This is a genomic window from Photobacterium rosenbergii (assembly GCF_033022775.1).
GTDB lineage: Bacteria > Pseudomonadota > Gammaproteobacteria > Enterobacterales > Vibrionaceae > Photobacterium > Photobacterium rosenbergii_A.
The window spans coordinates 13333-32117 of record NZ_JAWJZI010000030.1; the positions used below are offsets into that span (position 1 = coordinate 13333).

11 protein-coding genes and 1 pseudogene are annotated in these 18785 nt (G+C 48.6%); 3 read left to right on the top strand and 9 right to left on the bottom strand.

What is annotated here, in order from left to right; genetic code table 11:
* Window positions 1-25: 25 nt before the first annotated feature.
* From R2X38_RS25745 to R2X38_RS25760, 4 genes are all read right to left on the bottom strand, one after another.
* Window positions 26-487, bottom strand: a complete 462-nt coding sequence (locus R2X38_RS25745) for a methylated-DNA--[protein]-cysteine S-methyltransferase (RefSeq protein ID WP_317525214.1) — start codon at window positions 485-487, stop codon at window positions 26-28.
* On the bottom strand, window positions 484-1896 hold the full coding sequence (locus tag R2X38_RS25750; RefSeq protein WP_317525215.1) for a DNA-3-methyladenine glycosylase 2 family protein: 1413 nt from the start codon (window positions 1894-1896) through the stop codon (window positions 484-486). Before R2X38_RS25750 ends, R2X38_RS25745 begins: the two co-directional genes overlap by 4 nt.
* Before the next feature lie 108 nt (window positions 1897-2004).
* On the bottom strand, window positions 2005-2319 hold the full coding sequence (locus tag R2X38_RS25755) for a heavy metal-binding domain-containing protein (RefSeq protein ID WP_107299531.1): 315 nt from the start codon (window positions 2317-2319) through the stop codon (window positions 2005-2007).
* A 148-nt stretch (window positions 2320-2467) separates the two neighbouring features.
* Window positions 2468-3184: a dienelactone hydrolase family protein gene (locus tag R2X38_RS25760; RefSeq protein ID WP_317525224.1), complete on the bottom strand. Its 717-nt coding sequence runs from the start codon at window positions 3182-3184 to the stop codon at window positions 2468-2470.
* Window positions 3185-3460: 276 nt separating this feature from the next.
* Here R2X38_RS25760 and R2X38_RS25765 point away from each other — a divergent pair, with 276 nt between their 5' ends.
* Window positions 3461-4432, top strand: a complete 972-nt coding sequence (locus R2X38_RS25765) for a glycosyl transferase family protein (RefSeq protein WP_317525216.1) — start codon at window positions 3461-3463, stop codon at window positions 4430-4432.
* Window positions 4433-4703: 271 nt separating this feature from the next.
* On the opposite strand, the gene R2X38_RS25770 is transcribed toward R2X38_RS25765, so the two are convergent.
* Both R2X38_RS25770 and hutH read right to left on the bottom strand, forming a co-directional pair.
* Complete coding sequence (locus R2X38_RS25770; protein WP_317525217.1) at window positions 4704-6752, bottom strand: methyl-accepting chemotaxis protein; 2049 nt, start codon at window positions 6750-6752, stop codon at window positions 4704-4706.
* A 238-nt stretch (window positions 6753-6990) separates the two neighbouring features.
* Window positions 6991-8307, bottom strand: a pseudogene (gene hutH, locus R2X38_RS25775) (HAL/PAL/TAL family ammonia-lyase); the annotation flags it as partial.
* Window positions 8308-8369: 62 nt separating this feature from the next.
* Between hutH and R2X38_RS25780 the strand changes: the two are divergent.
* Window positions 8370-9578 carry an IS256 family transposase gene (locus R2X38_RS25780; protein WP_317525218.1) on the top strand — a complete coding sequence of 403 codons (1209 nt, stop codon included), beginning with the start codon at window positions 8370-8372 and terminating at the stop codon, window positions 9576-9578.
* Window positions 9579-9818: 240 nt separating this feature from the next.
* Here R2X38_RS25780 and R2X38_RS25785 read toward each other — a convergent pair whose 3' ends face one another.
* The 3 genes from R2X38_RS25785 to R2X38_RS25795 form a co-directional block, all read right to left on the bottom strand.
* Window positions 9819-11132: a serine hydrolase domain-containing protein gene (locus tag R2X38_RS25785; protein ID WP_317525219.1), complete on the bottom strand. Its 1314-nt coding sequence runs from the start codon at window positions 11130-11132 to the stop codon at window positions 9819-9821.
* 76 nt (window positions 11133-11208) lie between these two features.
* Window positions 11209-14259, bottom strand: a complete 3051-nt coding sequence (locus R2X38_RS25790) for an AMP-binding protein (RefSeq protein ID WP_317525220.1) — start codon at window positions 14257-14259, stop codon at window positions 11209-11211.
* A 153-nt stretch (window positions 14260-14412) separates the two neighbouring features.
* Window positions 14413-15105, bottom strand: a complete 693-nt coding sequence (locus tag R2X38_RS25795; RefSeq protein WP_317525221.1) for a class I SAM-dependent methyltransferase — start codon at window positions 15103-15105, stop codon at window positions 14413-14415.
* 826 nt (window positions 15106-15931) lie between these two features.
* Here R2X38_RS25795 and R2X38_RS25800 point away from each other — a divergent pair.
* Window positions 15932-18520, top strand: coding sequence for a family 20 glycosylhydrolase (locus R2X38_RS25800; protein ID WP_317525222.1), 2589 nt, complete (start codon window positions 15932-15934; stop codon window positions 18518-18520).
* The last annotated feature ends 265 nt before the right edge of the window (window positions 18521-18785 follow it).

An 18785-nucleotide genomic window follows, 5' to 3' on the forward strand; every position in this document is an offset into this window, starting at 1 on the left:
TCACCTTGGAGGCTGTTGAACACGGTTATTTGGCAAAATGTTGTTTTTCATGCTCAAGCAACCACACCTTGATATCCAACCCTCCCGCATAGCCTGTCAGCTTGCCGGAGCTGCCGATCACCCGGTGGCAGGGAACAATAATCGGGACTGGGTTCTTACCGTTAGCAGCGCCTACAGCACGAACCGCCTTAGGGTTACCGATATGGTTGGCGATATCACCGTATGAGCACGTCTCGCCGTAGTCGATACCGTTCAGTGCCTGCCAAACCGTTTTCTGGAATGCCGTCCCCGCCATATCCAGCTCAATATCAAAGTGCTCCCTTTGGCCGGTGAAGTACTCAGCCAACTGCTGGCAGCACCGCTCGGTTACCTCCGAAGGTTGCTGCTGCGTTTCAGGATCGGCAGAAAATTCAATCGCGATAATTGCATCGTCGCTTGCCAATACGTTCAGCCAGCCAATGGGGGTGTTGATCAGTTGGTTACTCATAATGTTTTCCATAAATATAAGGTCAAATAGCTCTGCCATGGCGCGGCCAGTTCCGGTTGGCAAGGTGGCATATCGGGGCACTCGAGGCGCTGCTCTTCTCGCTTCTGCAGCGCTTTTTTCACCCCTAAGTCACCGACAAGAAAGATATTGGGATCGCTCATGCCACGCATTTTAAGGTAATCCACCGTCCACGGGCCAATGCCCGGCAACGCCAATAAATCATTCGGGTCTTCAATGCCTTGCTCAGACACATATCGGGCAAACACCCGCAATGTCTCACGGCGTCGCTCAGGCATCCCCAACTGATTGAGGTCATAACCGCATAGCGCTTGAGGCTCGGGAAAAAACAGCCGCCCGCAATGGTTGTCCGGATTCATTAGAATGAGCTTCTCAACTAGGTTCCGCGCCGCTTTTACCGATACCTGCTGGCCCAATATGGCTCTTATCCCCGCCTCGAAAGGGCTCCAAGTCCCCGGTAAACGCAGGCCAGTTTGAACCAAGGGCTGCCCCATTGCCTGCTCTATAGCACGGTCTATCACACCGGAGTCAGCATCCAAGTCCAAACAACGACGGATATTGGCAATAGCGCGAGGTAGGCATTGAAGATCTGCAAGGTTAAGCTCTACGCTAAAGCGTGATTTATCCGGCTCATGGACAGCGGTAAACCACCCCTGGCCGTATTCCTTGCCGAACGTTCTGCCATAACTGTTTTCGTCTAGCCACTCCAACCCTTCAATCAGGCGAGAGGCAAAGAAATCCTGCACCGAGCGCCAGTCATAGGGCGGACGGTAGGACAAACTCACTGTGACCGTTTGGATGTGATCCTCTTTACCCCCTCCCTTCTGAACCTCATTAAGCTGCTTGCGCACTTGCGACGGGGTGAGCGAGAAGTGTTTCTGGAAACAGTCATTGAACCGGCGGATGCTATTAAACCCACTCGCTAACGCGATATCGGTAATAGGCAATTGGCTCTCATGTAACAGCTTTTTCGCCAGCAGACACTGCTGGTAAAGGCTATACGCCTTGGGCGACAAGCCCATCTCTTCATTAAACAGCTGCCTTAAATAGCGGTCAGTTACACCAAGCCTTTCAGCTAGCTGCGCCAAGTCATTCTCAATCAGTGCCCCTTCGTCTATCAACCGTTGTGCCCGAACAAAGGTGGTGCTTTTGCCCTGCCAAGCCGGCGAGCCCGGGGCACTGTCAGGCCGGCAACGCAAGCAAGGGCGATAGCCTGCTTGCGCGGCAGCGACGGCTGACGGGAAATATTCGACATTCTTCTCCAGCGGGGCGGGAGCTGGGCAAATAGAGCGGCAATAAATGCCTGTGGTTTTCACCGCAGTGAAGAACAGTCCATCGTAACGTCTGTCCCGAGCCAAGCGGGCTTGCTGGCATTGGGCGGGGGTCATCATGGTAGTGTGTCCTTGGCCTATTGTTGATTTGCAGGGTGGCTAATGCTTCTTTTAGTCTACCCCGCAACATGGACAATACTAGCCATTTTCGGAACTGGATAGTGCGATTTAGCGCAGCTTCACCGCCGTACCATACACTAAGATTTCAGATGCGCCCTGCATGATGGCAGAGGTGGTAAAGCGCACATTCACTATCGCATCGGCACCCAAGGCTTCTGCTTCGGCGATTGCACGCTGGGTGGCTTCCTGCCTCGCTTCGGTCAGCATCTCGGTATAGCCGCGAATTTCTCCACCAAAGATAGTCTTGAAACCGGCCATGATATCGCGGCCAACGTGTTTGGACTGAACCACATTGCCTGTAACCGTACCGAGAACTTCCTTGATTTCTCGTCCATAAACTTCGGGAGTCGTGACATAGAGCATATTTATCATCCTTATCTTTTCTCATACAACAATGAGTATTCTGACTGTGGCTCATTACAAAGGTTCAGCTAGCAAAAAGCCAGCAGGCTGGCTCTGGCTGCTGGCTTTCAAAATATCAATGCTGGTCCATCTTTGAGTGACTTCTAATTTACCACTTTACATCATCAAGATAGGTCAGAAAGCGCTGCCAAGATTTATAATCGGCATCTTGGCGGTAGTTATCTGAGCCATAGACAGTGAATGCATGCGGCGCACCACTATAGACAATCATTTCATTGCTGACACCGGCTTTTTCTAACTCCCCAGATAACACAGCAAAATCAGACATTGGGATCGCGGTATCCGCCGCGCCGTGAAGAACCAAGATATTGCCTTTTGCCTTGGAATAGTCCTGCCCTTCAGGCGTTTTTAAACCGCCATGAAAGGTAGCAAAACCTTTCATATCTGAACCAGAGCGTGCGAGCTCCAACACTGCAGCACCACCGAAGCAATACCCCATCGCTACGGCTTTGTCGGTATTGGCGCCAAGTGAGTCAGCCATCTGCAACGCGCCATTCATCAAGTCACGCATTTTCTGCCGATCTTTATAGAGCTCGCCGGTATGCTGACGTTTGTCTTTCACCTCCGTCGGCCTTACCCCTGCACCAAATAGATCGGCGGCAAACACAGCGTAACCCTGCTCTGCCAACATTTCAGCCCGTTTAACCTCATAGTCGGTTAGGCCATCCCAGTCATGGATAAGCAATACCAGCGGTGCGTCTTCAGAAGGCGAAATATAATACCCCTCATAGGGTTCATCATTGACCTTGTACTCTATAGCCCTGCCCTCGGCAGCATTGGATGCAAAGGACATCAGTGTCAACATAGCTCCAAACGTCAACGTTCCTAGTGTCAATCTACCTGGCGTAAACAGTGTTTTCATACCCGCTCCGGTTATCCCTATTGATTGCTTTATAACTAAGTTTCCAGAAATAAGTGTAGGCAATCGACGACGAAAGTGTAGAAATAGCCTGACCTAACCCCTTGCCCAGAACCAGAACCGGCCCCTGTTTCATTATTGTGAATAAATTTATTACCTTAGTGCTAATATACCTAAGTTAAGGTCAACTAATGACTTGGGTACATTTACACGGAAGACACCATGACAGCATTTTCAGAGTTCATTAAACACGTTGGCCGCGGAGAAAAGGGCCGTCGTCCACTCACCCAAGATGAAGCGCGAGAAGCGCTGGATATGTATCTCGACGGCAAGGCCGAACTACTGCAACTTGCCACCTTACTCATGTTGCAACGCGTACGCTGTGAGACCAGCGAAGAGGCGGCAGGGTATATTCAATCACTGCGCGGACGCATTTCATCTGAATGGCAAGAGCTAGACGTTGATGTTGATTGGCCTTGTTTCGCTGGCAAGCGCCGTCAGCCGCCCTGGTTGTTGTTAGCAGCCAAACTGCTGGCAAAGAACGGTATCCGCGTGATGCTGAGCGGTCATATGGCTGTCGATGCCATCAAATACCAGGTAGAAAGTGCCTGCCCAGCGTTGAACATCCAACAGGCTGCGACGCCCGATGATGCGAGACGTATCCTTGCCGAGGATAATATTTGCTACATCCCGCTCTCAAGCTACTGCGCGCCTCTCATCGACTTACTGGCACTGCGCAATTTGGTCGGCCTAAGGACACCGCTCAATACGGTTGCCCGTGCACTTAACCCAACCGCAGCGACGTACTCCATCCATGGCATCTTCCACCAAGGCTATGAGCAACTGCATGCCGAAGCAGCCCAATTGGTGGGTGACAACAACATGGTTGCCTTCAAGGGGGAAGGCGGCGAAAGTGAACGTAGCCCCCGTACCGCATGCCGCTTGTCTGGTGTCTCCCAAGGGCAACTTTACACCGAAGAATGGCCGACTTACCTCGAAGGGGCATCAGGCAAACACGGTGAGATCAGTGGCGAATTCTTGCAAAAAGTCTGGCTTGGCGAAGCAGACAACCATTACGGCGAGTGCGCGGTGATATCAACATTGGCGATTGTGCTTAAAATGATGGGTATTTGCAGCGAACAAGAGCAAGCCTTGTTGATGGCCCGCGAATGGTGGGAGAAGCGCTTGAGCTAAAAAAACTCAAGTAGCCTGCATAACTGATAACCACATTTGGTAGTCGAAAATAGGTAGATTATCCGCATTCCCAACCTCTTGCTACGAGACGAATGTATGATTTCCCGAAGACTACCAAGTGTCATCTTCGCCCTGCTATTAGGCGCTGCAACAGCCTCCATAATGCCAAGTGCAACGGAATTGTTGAGTCATTCTGGAATGGCACCCTACCAACAATAAACAGGGGCTAAAAAGCCCCTGCTAATTAGCCCCTGTATGGCCTGATGCGATTTTAGTGAGACGCTGTTATAGAAAATTCACTGCTTTCTGGTGACTGATTCGTGGTGCGAATGTGGAACTTGTCGACTTCCAATGATAGCTCTGTCATTCGCTGCTTGATCAGGTTCATTTCGTCATGAATATCGGCAATGGCCTGCATGGTATTACCCGCTAAATCCAGCAAACCATCAACATCGACATCCACGCTATGGGCCGTCTGTGATTGCTGGCTCGCCGCTGTCGCAATGCCGATATTGAATTCGGCAATTTCATTAACGTTCCCAATCAACCCTTCGACCAAGGCTCTAGCTTCAGATACCACACCTTGGGTTTCAACTGTGGCTTCGCGGCTTTGCTGCATATTGATATAGGAAGCCTTGGCATTCTGGGTAATCCCATCGAGCAACTGACGAATATCTTCCGTTGATTTCTTGCTGCGCTGGGCCAAGGTTCTCACTTCATCGGCAACAACCGCAAAACCCCGACCTTGCTCACCCGCCCTTGCCGCTTCAATCGCCGCATTGAGTGCCAACAAATTGGTCTGCTCTGATATTGCATTAATGGTATCCAGAATATCGGTCACCCCTTCCATCTGCTGCTCGAGCGTCTCAATACACTGGTATGTTTCATTCACGCTTTCCAGCAAGCGGGAAGTGGTCTGCTGCGACTGTTCACTCTGGGCATAGCTCGACTCGGCACTCTCGCGAGCCAGCTCAGTACTTCGCTGTGCATCATTGGTGATGCCTGCCACCTGCTCGCTGGTTTGGGCCATCTCGGTCATGGCGGTGGCAATGCTGTCACAGCGAGTATGGGTTTCCTGACTGTCCGTCCTGGCCAACGCAATCAACTTCACCATCTCCGCCATCTCGTGTTGGGTTTGGTTGGCCACCCGGTGTGCTTTGTTCAACGTGTCACTGACACTGTCTGACAACCTATCGAGTTTCTTGCCGATCTCCCCAATTTCATCATCGCGATCATCGGCAAGGCGAATGGTCAGATCCTTTGTCGCCGCCATGGTTGATAACTGCGCTGAAAACGCGGCCACCCTCTGAGTCAGGCGGCGGAGGGAAACCACGGTAAACAGGATCAACGGCGCAACCACAAACGCCACAATCGCAGCAAAGAACCACAATTGATTGGTTACAAACTGTTTTTCTGCCTGCACTTTGGCAGCCAGATCTGCCGCCATCACATCACGCAGGCCTTTCACCGCAGCAATTCGTTCAGTCGCTAACCCAAACCAACTGGGGGCTTTCGGCCCAATAACGCCGGACAAAGCATTTTTTTGCCCGAGGAATTGCTGTTGAATATCCATGACTTGCAGCCAGGTCGGTGAACGGATAATAGCGTCAAGCTGCTGCAGATTTTGGCCGCTGAGCAGCAAACGGGCCTGACGAACCGCATACGCCTCGTCGTTGATGTAACCCTGAATTTGCGCGTAGCGGTCGAGACTCGACTGCTTACTGGCAAACACACCATTGAGAGCACCGCGCGCCATACCCGCCTGCTCCTTAACAACCAACAACTGCAGCAAGCCTTGCAACTCCTGCTTAAGATCTGCGTTGCTGATTTGGGCCAGCAGGATCGCAAGGTTATCCAGCGCCAAGCGGTTCACATTGGAATAATAGGCAAAGGGCGAGTCCACCAGCTGCAAGCTGTCTACCTGCTGGCGGATCCCTTGGCGTTGCTCCAACTCCGAACGCACGGCTTCAAGTAATGGGCTTACCGACTGTGAAGACAGGCTTTGCGGGGTGAAGGCCAGCAGCGCCTGATAGGCATTGTCGGCCACGCTTCTTTGCTTTCTCAATGCCTGTACCTGTGGGCCTTGCCCTTTGGCCCCGATCACCCCCGCCGTGAGCCCCCGCTCGACAGCAAACTGGTGGGCAACCTCATCGTAGAGGCGAAATAGGGCAACAGTTTCTTGGGCAATATCGGCCTGGTCGCTTTTTTCCATCAGCTGATGGGTTTGCCACCCGATAATTGACAAAAGCATCAATGTTGGAACACAGAAAGTAACGAGCAAGGTTTGGCGAATGGTCAAGTGCTTGAGCGGGCTGATCATGGTTAACCTCTTTATATATGCAATTCCTTTTACATGTTTACATTAGCAAAAAGACATCAAAAAATCCGGTAACCCTATCACGATTACTTTGTCATGAAAGTAATAACCACACACCACCTATTGCACTGAAATATCGTCTGCACAAATCGATAGACAAATCCTCCCCCCACAACACATCGAGCATCTCTGCCCGATGCTTTATTAGCTTCAATGAATAGAAAAATCGTATAACACTTGTCTAGTTATACATTTTCCAGTTCTGCTGCTGTATTTTGCCAACAAATAAGCGGAGTTCTTGCTCTAATGGCCGATCTTCATTGACAACTTCAAAATCCTTACGAACTGACTTGACCATTGCCAGCAAGGCAGGACTAATTTGATCTTGTTCGAGCTCCCCTTGTCGCTTCCGAAGCTCTATTGCTTGTGTTGCTGCCAGCAACGATGCTGAGGCTACTTGTTCAGTCAGCTCAAGTACTCGAAGACAGTCTCGGGAAGCGATGGTCCCCATACTGACTTTATCCTGGTTATGGCACTCGGTGGATCGTGAGAAGACACTGGCAGGCATAGTGTGCTTTAGCGCTTCTGCTGTCCACGCTGATATACCAATTTGTACCGCTTTGAAGCCATGGTTGATCGGCTTACGACTTCCTGTTGACCCTGTTAGGTTGAACGGAAGCCCATTATTAAACTTGTAGTCCATCAACTGAGCCATTTGTCTATCAAGTAGATCAGCTATGTTAGCAATAACAGTCTTTAGCGTATCCATCGCAAGAGCTATGTGTCCTCCATAGAAATGGCCACCATGCAGCACGCACTCATTATCGCCATCAATAATTGGATTGTCGTTAGCGCTGTTGAGCTCATTTTCAATCAGTTGACGAAGCCAAGGGAGGGAATCCTGCAACGTGCCAATAACATGAGGAGCACACCGCAAAGAATAGCGGTCTTGAAGGCGATCGCTATTGCGTGGAGGACGATTGGTCTGTAAATCTTCACGCAGCCAACTTGCAATTTGCTGCTGACCCGGGTGAGGTTTAACGGCAAACAAGGCTTTATCAAAATGGAAGTCATTGCCCTGCATGGCAACAGAAACCATGGCCGTGATCCTGGTAGAGATTTGCGCCAAGTATTCTGCGCGTTTAAATGCAAGGCAAGCTAGTGCTGTCATGACTGAAGTGCCATTCATCAAAGCTAGCCCCTCTTTGGGTTTAAGTTTAATCGGCGAGATACCGAGCTGGCTGTATACATCTGCTGTTGGCTTGATTTCCCCTTTATAGATCACTTCCCGCTCGCCAATAAGTGAGGCGGCCAAATAATATAGAGGGATAAGATCACCACTCGCGCCGACAGAGCCTTCCTGCGGTATGTGTGGAGCAATATCATGATTGATTAAGGTAACGATTTGCTGCAAAAGCTCTAAACTAACCCCTGACACGCCCTGAGACAGCGAACACAAACGAGTCGCCAACACAGCACGTGCTTGTTGGTGATCCAAGTTATCACCCAACCCACAACCATGAAAACGGGTAAGGTGTAGTGGTAATTCATCGACAAGCTCGGTAGTGTTCAAAGTTTTGTGTCTTTTCCTACACTTACTGAAAAAGGGAGAGACACATCATGGCTGATAAGTACGAAATCGATATCCAGGCATTTGCCAAGGCGCTTCAATCCGGTCAAAACCTCAATGGCAAGGATGGCCTGCTCACGCCGCTGATCAAGCAGATCACTGAAGCTGCTCTGGGGGCAGAGCTGGACGAACACCTGACTAAAGAGACCTCGACCAACCGCAGGAATGGCTCCTCTAAAAAGACCGTCAGAACATCTTCGGGTGAGTTTGAGTTGGAAACTCCGAGAGACCGCAACGGCTCATTCGAGCCTCAGACGGTCAAGAAATACCAGACCCGTCTGACAGACGAGATGGAGGGGAAGATCCTCTCCCTATTCGCTCTGGGTAACAGCTATCAGAGCATCCGAGAGCACCTCTTAGACCTTTACGGTATGCGCATCTCAAATGGCACGATCAACGCCATCACCGACCGCTTAGTGCCTGAACTCAGAGCATGGCAAGAGCGGGATCTGGAGCCGCTTTATCCCTTCGTATGGCTGGATGCGATTCACTATAAAATCAAGGAGAATGGCCGCTTCGTCTCCAAAGCCATATACACCATATTGGGTCTAACCGTTGAGGGTAAAAAAGAGCTGTTGGGACTGTATCTGTCTGATAATGAAAGCGCACATTACTGGCTCAGTGTGCTGACCGACTTGCAGAACCGCGGCGTCAAAGACATCTTGATCGCCTCAGTAGATGGCCTGGAAGGCTTTCCGGAAGCAATTGAAACCATCTATCCCGAAACGGAAGTGCAGATCTGCGTCATTCACCAGATCCGCAACTCCATGAAGTACGTTGCCAGCAAGAATCAGAAAGCCTTTATGGCGGATCTCAAGTGTGTCTACAAGGCCGCTACACAGAATGCCGCGGAGCATGCGCTGGATGAGCTGGAAGCGAAATGGGGCAAACAGTACCCGCTAGTTATCAAATCCTGGCGCAGCAAGTGGGATAATCTGTCGGTATACTTCAAGTACCCCGAGCAGATCCGGCGGGCCATCTACACCACCAATGCGGTTGAGGCGGAGCACCGTCAGTTCCGCAAACTGACTAAAACCAAGGGCGGCTTCGCCAACGAAACCAGCTTGCGGAAGCTGCTCTACGCAGGGATGTTGAAGGCCTCCGAGAAGTGGACGCATCCGGTGCAAAACTGGAACCTGACGCTATCTCAGTTGAGCATCCACTTCCCAGACAGGGTCGATCAATATGTGGATCTGTGACTTACGCTGACACAGAACTATGAACACCCTCGTTGGTTTCCTGATTTGATCAACAAAGCCCTTTCACCCTTAAATTACTTCCTTCAACTTCCAGTTTGCAACCAGACAATTTTAATTCATTAAGTAACTCATTCACACTCATAAAATATTCCCGAATACAGCCATCCCCCCTCATTAATAGAGGGAAGGATTTCTAGCTTTTAAACTATTGTGTTTAGTTTTATAGGAAGATAAAAACACTCATCTATCTATGTGTTCTATTAACTTACGAATCTCCCCTGTTAACCGTAAGACTTTTTTGTAATTAACAAAAAAGTTGTTTACAAATAAAATAAAACCATCACCTTTATCCTTATCAATTTCAACCGTTGCCAAAATACCAGGCCCACCTCCATCATGCCCCCAAACCGATGGTCCCCTATCCGAACACTGGAACCAACCGAGGCCAATTCCACTCCCTGTCACACTGTCTTTGCGCTGAAGGGTAAATATCTGGTTGACAGTTTCAGGTTTCAACAACTGGTTATGGTTATCCTTTCCGGTATTCAAGAAAGCCGCGAGGAACTTGGCAAACGAATTAACTGTCGTCCCCAATAGCGCCGAAGGATAAAAAGGGGAAAAGTAATCGCAACTTTGAACAGATAAATATCCCCTTCCATCAACTGATTTGACTTCTCCTGTACTCAAGTAACCTTTCTCCTGCATTGCTTTGGTATAAACGGCCATGATTGGTGCACGCTGACTCTTTGTGGCCTCATAGGGCGTAATTAGCAAGGATTTATCAAGGGTTTCTTTTGACCATGCCGTATTATCCATTCCAATCCGACCAAATATTTCCTCTTCGCAGTATTGTTCGAAAGAGATTCCTGACACGCATTCAACCAAATAAGCGGCCATCACAGAATTTATACTGGAATATCCTGACAAGACCCCCAAAGGGTCATTTTTAATATTGTCAAAATCACCGGGTCGGTAGTTATCAAATACTAACTCAGGAGAATAGCTTACTCCGGCTTCCAGAACATTTTCCTGCACCCATTGCTTTAAGTTCGTGGTATAGGACTTGCAAAACAAATCCGCCATCGTGTCCGGAGCAGACATCAGCTTGCGGCTTGAAAACGAAGAGGAATGGGTCAACAAATGATAGGGTGTAATGGCCGTATCCGGGTGGTGGGGATTTCGAATTTGCACCCCGCAGTATCGGCTGATATCACCATGCAGTTCAATCCGCTGCTTTTCGACCAGCTGCATCAGAGCGGTCCATGCCACCAATTTAGATACGGACCCTATCGTCTGCCAGATGCTGTCAGCATTCATCTGGGTCCGGGTTTCGATATCCTGGTAGCCGTAACCTCTTGACCACACCAGCTCTCCACCCTTAATAATGGCCGCACCGATACTGGCCGCGGGCAGCTCGGTAAGGGCATCATTGAATAAAGTATCCAGCTGCTCCTGGTTAGTTTTGGGGTTGCCCCCCAATACAATCGCACCGGTTGCGCCAGCTCCGGCGATGGCAGTTGCTTTCAGTACGGTTCGTCTCGATATATTGTTCATATTGCTACCTAGCCTATTTTTTAATCCTTCAATCGTTATGCGATTTCTATGTCCCTCGCGATTTTTGCTTGGTCCGCTAACAACGCATCAAGATCGTTTCCCCGTGTAAGCGGATTACAAAATACAGCCCTAAAACGACTACCTCTTCTTCGCCATTAACCAGTGTGGTTGAGGAAACAAAACTATCACCGTTTATAAATTGCTGGCTCTGAACTTTCTTATTGATTTCATTGATTAACTCAATTTCAGCATACGTGAGTTTCTCCTTCGTCAATACTTTTTCTCGCAGTGCCACCGGAATATAGCGATAAACGACAATATTCAACGCCGGCTCCTGAGCCAGTAAAAAATTCTCTGACGATTTTATTTTCCCATTGAAATTCTGAGTAAGGGAGAGTGTTGTATCAAAAACATGCCCCATCCCTGCATCCCCCCATAGATTTAGAAGAGCATGTAGCATCAATATGGAGGCAGGCCTCGAACCCTCTATGGTATAGCGGCCGAGATCATAACTGACTTTTTTGCACTGGTAAGCCGTATTGTTCTCTGAGTGCGAGGCAAAGCCTGGAGATTTGAAAATACACAAGCTGGTTCCCATCGGTATATACAGCTGTTTGTGAGCGCAGATGGTTACCGTATCCGCCATCTCAATCCCTTTCACCAGTTCCAGGTGGTTACAGGATAAGGTATAGGCGCCGCCCCATGCTGCATCCGCATGGAAATGCACACCAAACTCTGCTGCCAGCGCCCCAATTTCTTCCAATGGGTCAACACTGCCGGGGAAAACACCAGCCATCCCGATAATGGCAATATCATTGCGCATCGTTTCCCGGCCAGCTACCACTGAGGCCACCTTTGAACTACTGGTATTGCTGCTTGTATCCTTGTCCTGCTCGACACTCAGCCCCCCGGACACCAGCTCTTGCATCAACTCCAAGCTAGGTGCCTCAAACAGTGCAATAACATCAAGGTTCAGGTCGAATTGACGGTTGATCTGCCCAATCAACTGCGCCGACAAGACGGAATTACCGGCAAGTTCAAAAAAGTTCGCGCTCTCGTCAAGATCATCGATATTGAGGACCGACGCCCAGATATTGCGCAGCCGCATGGCGAGCTCAGAGGCCCGAGCAGGCCGTCTCCCGCTAGCCATTCGGTCCGATAACTGCCCGTCAATCGCCTTGAGCCTAGCCGTATAATCATCAGCTTGTAATGATTCCTGCAGTGCAACTCGCTTAATCTTCCCGATGCTTGTCCGAGGAAATTGCTGCTCGGTTAGCGGCAGTACCGCCGAAGCTGCCAAGCCAGTTGCTTTGGCCAGTGTCCCTTTAATGGCCGCGATCTGGGAAAGGTAATAACTGTCATCATGTTCAACATGTTCCTCGTCATCAGGCACGTAGAAAACCGCAACAGACTCCTCAGACTGACGTCGGTCGCCGACAACAGCAACATGGCCGCAGCGAACCCCTTCGACACTGGCTACCACTGACTCCAACTGGTGACTGCAAAAATTAGCACCAATGACAATAATCACATCCTTGAGCCTGCCGGTAACAAACAGTCTTTGGCGATCTATAAAACCAAGATCCCCGGTTCCGAACCAACCGTTGCCTTCATGGCACATCTTCCGACCCAGCAACTGAATTTCCCCAATTTCACGCTCCTTGAGCAGTTGCTGATTCTGCCCAACAACTCGCATCAACAACCCAGGAAGGATACGCCCCAACGAAGTGACATGCGTCCGTAGCTCTCCGCCGCTGTCACTAGCTTGCAACTCCATGACACTCTCTTCTGGCGACCAAGCACGCTCAAAAGTCACCCCTGCGGCAGCCTCAGCCATACCGTATGAAGGTTGGATCACATTCGGACGAAGACCTGTCGATTCAAACTGCCGAATAAATCGTGTAACCGTTTTCCCTGACACCGCCTCTCCGCCACTGACGATTTGTTCAAGTTGAGATAGATCAGATACGCCATGCTCCGGAGTACAGGCTAAATGCTCCAGCACCAACTGGAAAGCGAAGTTGGGAGCAAAGCAGTGACTAACTCGATAGTGTTCCAGTTGCCGTAGCCAATACAGAGGATCGGCCAGTACCAATGGCGTTGCTAGATGGACTTGCTGTCGACCAAGGTATACATCGTGGATATGTGCCGCCAACAAAGCGATTACATGATCAAAAGGCAGCCAATTCAGAGATACATGGTTGCTGTGATATCCACAAAACTGGTTCACTGCGTAAATCTGATCCAATACTGCCGTTTCGGTGATGGGGATAACCTTGGCTTCCCCTGTACTTCCTGACGTAAGCTGGTAAAACAAAGGACAAACCGCTTCGATGGGGGCTGGCGCCAATATGTGCTGAGTGGTGAAACGAAGCTGCTCGCTGACATTCAGTAACTCTGCACTAGCAAGGATCTCGACCGCCTCACCAATCCTCTTGGCACCTTCGTCGCAGCAGAGCACAAATTCTGGCTCTAAGACCGAAATGGCCTGGCCCAGTTTATTTTGATGGATATCATCCCCATGATAATCTGGTGCCAGCATCACTGTCAGCGACGACCGCCCGGCCAGTACACATCCCCAGAATGCTGTTATGTAAACAGACAGCTCACCCGCCACCAGCACCACAGTTTTTGCACTACTTTCTTCTCTGTTAACTAAATGCATTGACACTTTCGTTGCATCTTGATGCAGCTGGCGATAGGTAATATTTTTCACATCACCATTCGCTTCATGAAACGTCAGCGTTTTTTCGGGGAAGTTTTCAGCTGTGCGCAAAAATGCTTCTGCTACCGTTTTGGGTGAGCATTCAGGTGTGCTAATGGCATCACCTTTGCATATGGCATCGTCAATAAGGTTCACCATTTGGATAGCTATCTTGTCTTGAAGGGCGGGGGAATGTTTCATCCAGCCCGCGTAAATTTCTCTTTCTACATTTATATCCATTGAAGTCAAAAATAGAATTACTGTCACCACACCATCGTTGGCGTAAACTAATACATCAGCAACGACTTCTCGGTGAGAAAGCTCTAGTTTAATCGCATTCTCAATTTGGGATAAAACAACACTCGATGAATTTTCGAAATATGATTCCATAAGTACCGGCAATTGGCTCCATCGCTCTGTCATTTCTAACTCCTCTGAATGTAAATATAAAAAATAAAGGCACTCAAAAAAATCAGCGATTGTTAACCATACAAGTCGATATAACCGCCTGACTACAGTACTGTCCTTTTTCATAGGGTGGATAAAAAAAGGATACCGATTCAAACCCGAACTCTATTAATAATTGTTCCCAATTATCAGCACACCACCAGGCCGCAACAACTTAACAATATTATTGATAACAGGACGGATTGATGAAGTGGCATGCAGTACATTGGAAGCATAGATGACATCAAATGTGCCGTTGCCGGTTATTGTTTCATCATCTGAATTTTCAATATCCAACACCTCAAATGAGGTAAAAGGATATTGCGCAGCAAATTGTTTTTCGGCGTCTTTTACCAGAGTAAGAGAGATATCACTAATACAGAGCTCAGCTATACTGTTTGAACGTTCCATCTCTTTGATCACCGCTCGTGTCGTCGCACAGGTATCGGCACCAATTTCAAGCACTCTCGGCAATGGTTCACTCGAACCTACGGCCCGTTGTAGTACTGAAAACACCTGCTGGGCCACTTTTTTATTGAATTCGTCTTGCAGCTCATTTCCACGGTAGGTATTGGCTACCATCTCCGAGCGGCCTTGCGGAAACAACACTTCAAGCCCATCGGCTTTTCCCGCAATTACGACAGGCAAACTGTTCCACGATTGACCATTGACCATTGACCATTGACCATTGACCATTGACCATTGACCATTGACCATTGACCATTGACCATTGACCATTGACCATTGACCATTGACCATTGACCATTGACCATTGACCATTGACCATTGACCATTGACCATTGACCATTGACCATTGACCATTCTTAATGCTGATCATAAACGGAGAGCATAGCTGACCAATCTCTAGCAATGTTTTTTTCTGATATTTTGCCAAAATGCCGAGTTTTTTTGCTGATCTTTGAATGGAATCAATATCAAAAAAATCTGCCCCTTATGAATAATTCTTTATCAAGTTATGCTCTGAAGTAATAATATCATGATAGCGATAGATCTTATTCAACGCTTGAGGAGCAGTCATAAAATTCAATGTTTTCACTGTATAAGAAACCTATCATTAATTAACTAAGTTAAGACTTTCATAGCGTAAGTTCATCATATCAATCTCATTATTATTTGTTAAAGCACTCCTTATCTAGCCAAACTATTACTTCGACACACTTCACAAGTTCAATCACAAAAAGTTAATTTTAAAATAAAAAAACAACTATTCATCACAGAAACAATAAAAATAAGTTAAATAATAACGCCACTAATAATATAGCTCCACCAACCACAAGTTAACGCAACAGCTACCAATAATTTTTAATAAGATCAGAACAACAAACACGAAAAAATCACTCAAGAAGAGGTATTCAGCAATCGAATCTATTAAAATAATCTCATCTTAACATTCCAAAAAATCACCATTAACACTGGGCACAATCTAAATATTCAATCGTCATAAATAATGTGTTCCATCTCGCAAAAAAAATAACTACCATTAATAAATGACACAGTCACTTTCGACTCAGTTAATATAAATAAAAATAACATTGAATGGGTGGGTATTTTTACTCCTATTATGCTTGGTTGTTTTTTAGTCTTTTTTTTAATCAAAATAATCAACACAAAACAATGAGGGAAATACATGATACGAAAATCACTCTTATCAATAGCACTTGCTACCGCACTTTGCTCACCGGCTTATGCAATGACAGCCGCTGACGTAAGCCAGTTGGGCAACGGGCTCGATATCACCTACGGCGTCTTGGACAACACCCAGGATGACTGGCGCACGTTCCGCGGGGAAATTTCGTTTACCAACACCAGTGCAAAAGAGTTGCCAGCTTCGGGATGGGCTATCTACTTCAGTCATATCCGGATGATGAAAACGCTTTCCACCCCAGCCCTAAAAGTCACCCATGTGAATGGGGATATCTTCAAGCTGGAACCTACGGCGCAGTTCACTCCATTAAAGCCCGGCGATACCTTCCATTTCGAGTTTGATGCTGGAGACTGGCAGGTTGCTAAAACCGATGTGATGCCTAACTGGTACCTGGTATCAGAAAACGCTGGCGAGGAAGTCACAGCGCTGATCACCAGCACCAGCAATAAAATCAACGGTAGAATCCCGGTCAAACCAAGCGAAGAGCTGCCGTTCGTCGCCGACTTTGATTCACCGGAAAAGTGGAAGCGTTACGGCAGTAATTTGATCACCGATTATTATGATCCGTTTACCGCGCAAGACCGCTTCGCGCGTAATGCCGATTTCAGTGTGATAGACAATATTCGCGGCGTGATCCCCACACCGGCTTCAATAAACGTCGGCACGGATCAGGTCAGCCTCGACAACTCTTGGGTCGTGGTTTTCGATAATGGCTATGAAGAGCAAGCCGAGTACCTTGCCAAACAGCTTGGGTTATCAACCGCAGCATGGTCACCACAAACACAAAAAGTCATCCATGTTGGCTGGGGGCAGATCACCATTGATGGCAAAAACAAGTGGGCCGAAGCCTACCAGCTCGACGTTAATGCTGCTGCAGAAAAGATCAACATCAAAGCGGTCGATAAGGCTGGTGCATTCTATGCTGCCCAAACCTTGCTTCAGCTGAAAGATGGCCAAGCTATCCCGGCAGCCAAGGTTGTCGATGCGCCGCGGTTTGCTTACCGCGGGCTTTCGGTCGATTCCAGCCGAAACTTCCGCAGCAAAGAGTCAGTGATGCAACTTCTTGACCAGATGGCAACATTCAAGCTCAACAAACTTCACCTCCGTCTTGCGGATGATGAAGGCTGGCGAATTGAGATTGCCGATCTACCAGAATTAACCGAAGTCGGTGCCAATCGCTGTCATGATCTGACAGGAACACAATGTATTTTGCCTTTCTTGGGAGCGGGTCCTGACGGAACGACAGAATCCAACGGCTATTATACGGCACAAGACTATAAAGATATCCTTCGCTATGCCAATGCTCTAAATATCGAGGTGATCCCTGAGCTTGATATGCCTGGCCATGCCCATGCGGCGATCAAAGCAATGGAAGCTCGCTATACCAAGCTCATGGCGCAAGGTGACATAGCAGGGGCCGAGCAATATCTACTGACTGATCTTGATGATCAGTCGGAATACCTCTCAGTCCAGATGTTCAAGGACAACGCCATGAATGTCTGTATGGACTCGACCTACCGCTTTGTCGATACCGTCGTAGCCAATTTAGTTTCTCTTCACCAAGGTATTCAACCGCTCAAGAAATTCCACTTTGGTGGTGACGAAATTGCCGGAGCTTGGAAAGACTCCCCGATCTGCCAAGACTTCATTGCCAACAATACCGACGGGATCAACAGTGTCACCGATCTCAGCCGTTATTTTGTAGAGCGTATTTCCACGATCACAGCCAACTACGGCCTCAACCTTGGTGGCTGGGAAGACGGCCTGATGAATGAAGGCAAGGTATACCCTCGAGCCCAACTAGCCAATACCAAGGTATCCGGTAACGCATGGCAGAATATTTGGGAATGGGGTGTCGCCGACCGAGCCTATAATCTGGCAAATAATGGCTATGATGTAGTTTACAACCAAGCAACCCACATGTATTTCGATCACCCATACGAACCTGATCCGAACGAGCGTGGATACTACTGGGCACCTCGATATACCGATACCCGCAAGACTTTCGGCTTTATGCCGGACGATCTGTACGCCAACGCTGACTTCACTCGTGCAGGCGCCCCTATTACTAAAGATCAAGTGATTGAGGCTGCAGGCGTAAAATCACTTGAGCGCCCAGAAAAAGTGATTGGTTTGCAAGGCTCACTATGGGCGGAAACCGTACGTACCGAGGAACAATTCGAAGGTATGGTATTCCCAAGGCTGCTAGGGATGGCCGAGCGTGCCTGGCACCGAGCGCCATGGGAAGCTGATGATCTCGCGAACGTGGTTGTTGACGAGAAGGCAAGAAAGGCAGACTACAACCATTTCGCTAACTTAGTTGCACAAAAAGTATTCCCGAAAATGGAAGCAGCAGGCATTGCGTTTAACCTTCCTGTTCCGGGAGCCATCATCGAAGCGGGTCTACTGAAAGTGAACTCCCCATTCCCAGGTCTTACGGTTGAGTATTCAACAGATAACGGCAACAGCTGGCTTGTTGTTGACCAGCAGGCCCCACCAGCCGTGACCGCTGGCGTTCAGGTCCGCACCGTATCTGGCGATCGCACCAGCCGCATAGCAACGGTGCAGTAAGCACTCCTCCAGGCAACCAGCCTCCACACGAGGAGGCTGGTACATCGGAGCCATGCTGCTGGCATTTCAATCATCGCCCCCCCTCCAGTTGAAGTTACCCACTGTTTTTGTGGATAACATTAAACAGCCGTTTAAAAACAGAGAGTTAGTATTTTCAATAAAATGCCGCTAATTTTTAGCGGCAAAAGAAAAGGTTCATCTCGGATCTCCGGGGAAGACTGACCGAATTTTCAGAAAGAAGTATGCAGTATCACGATAGCCATAG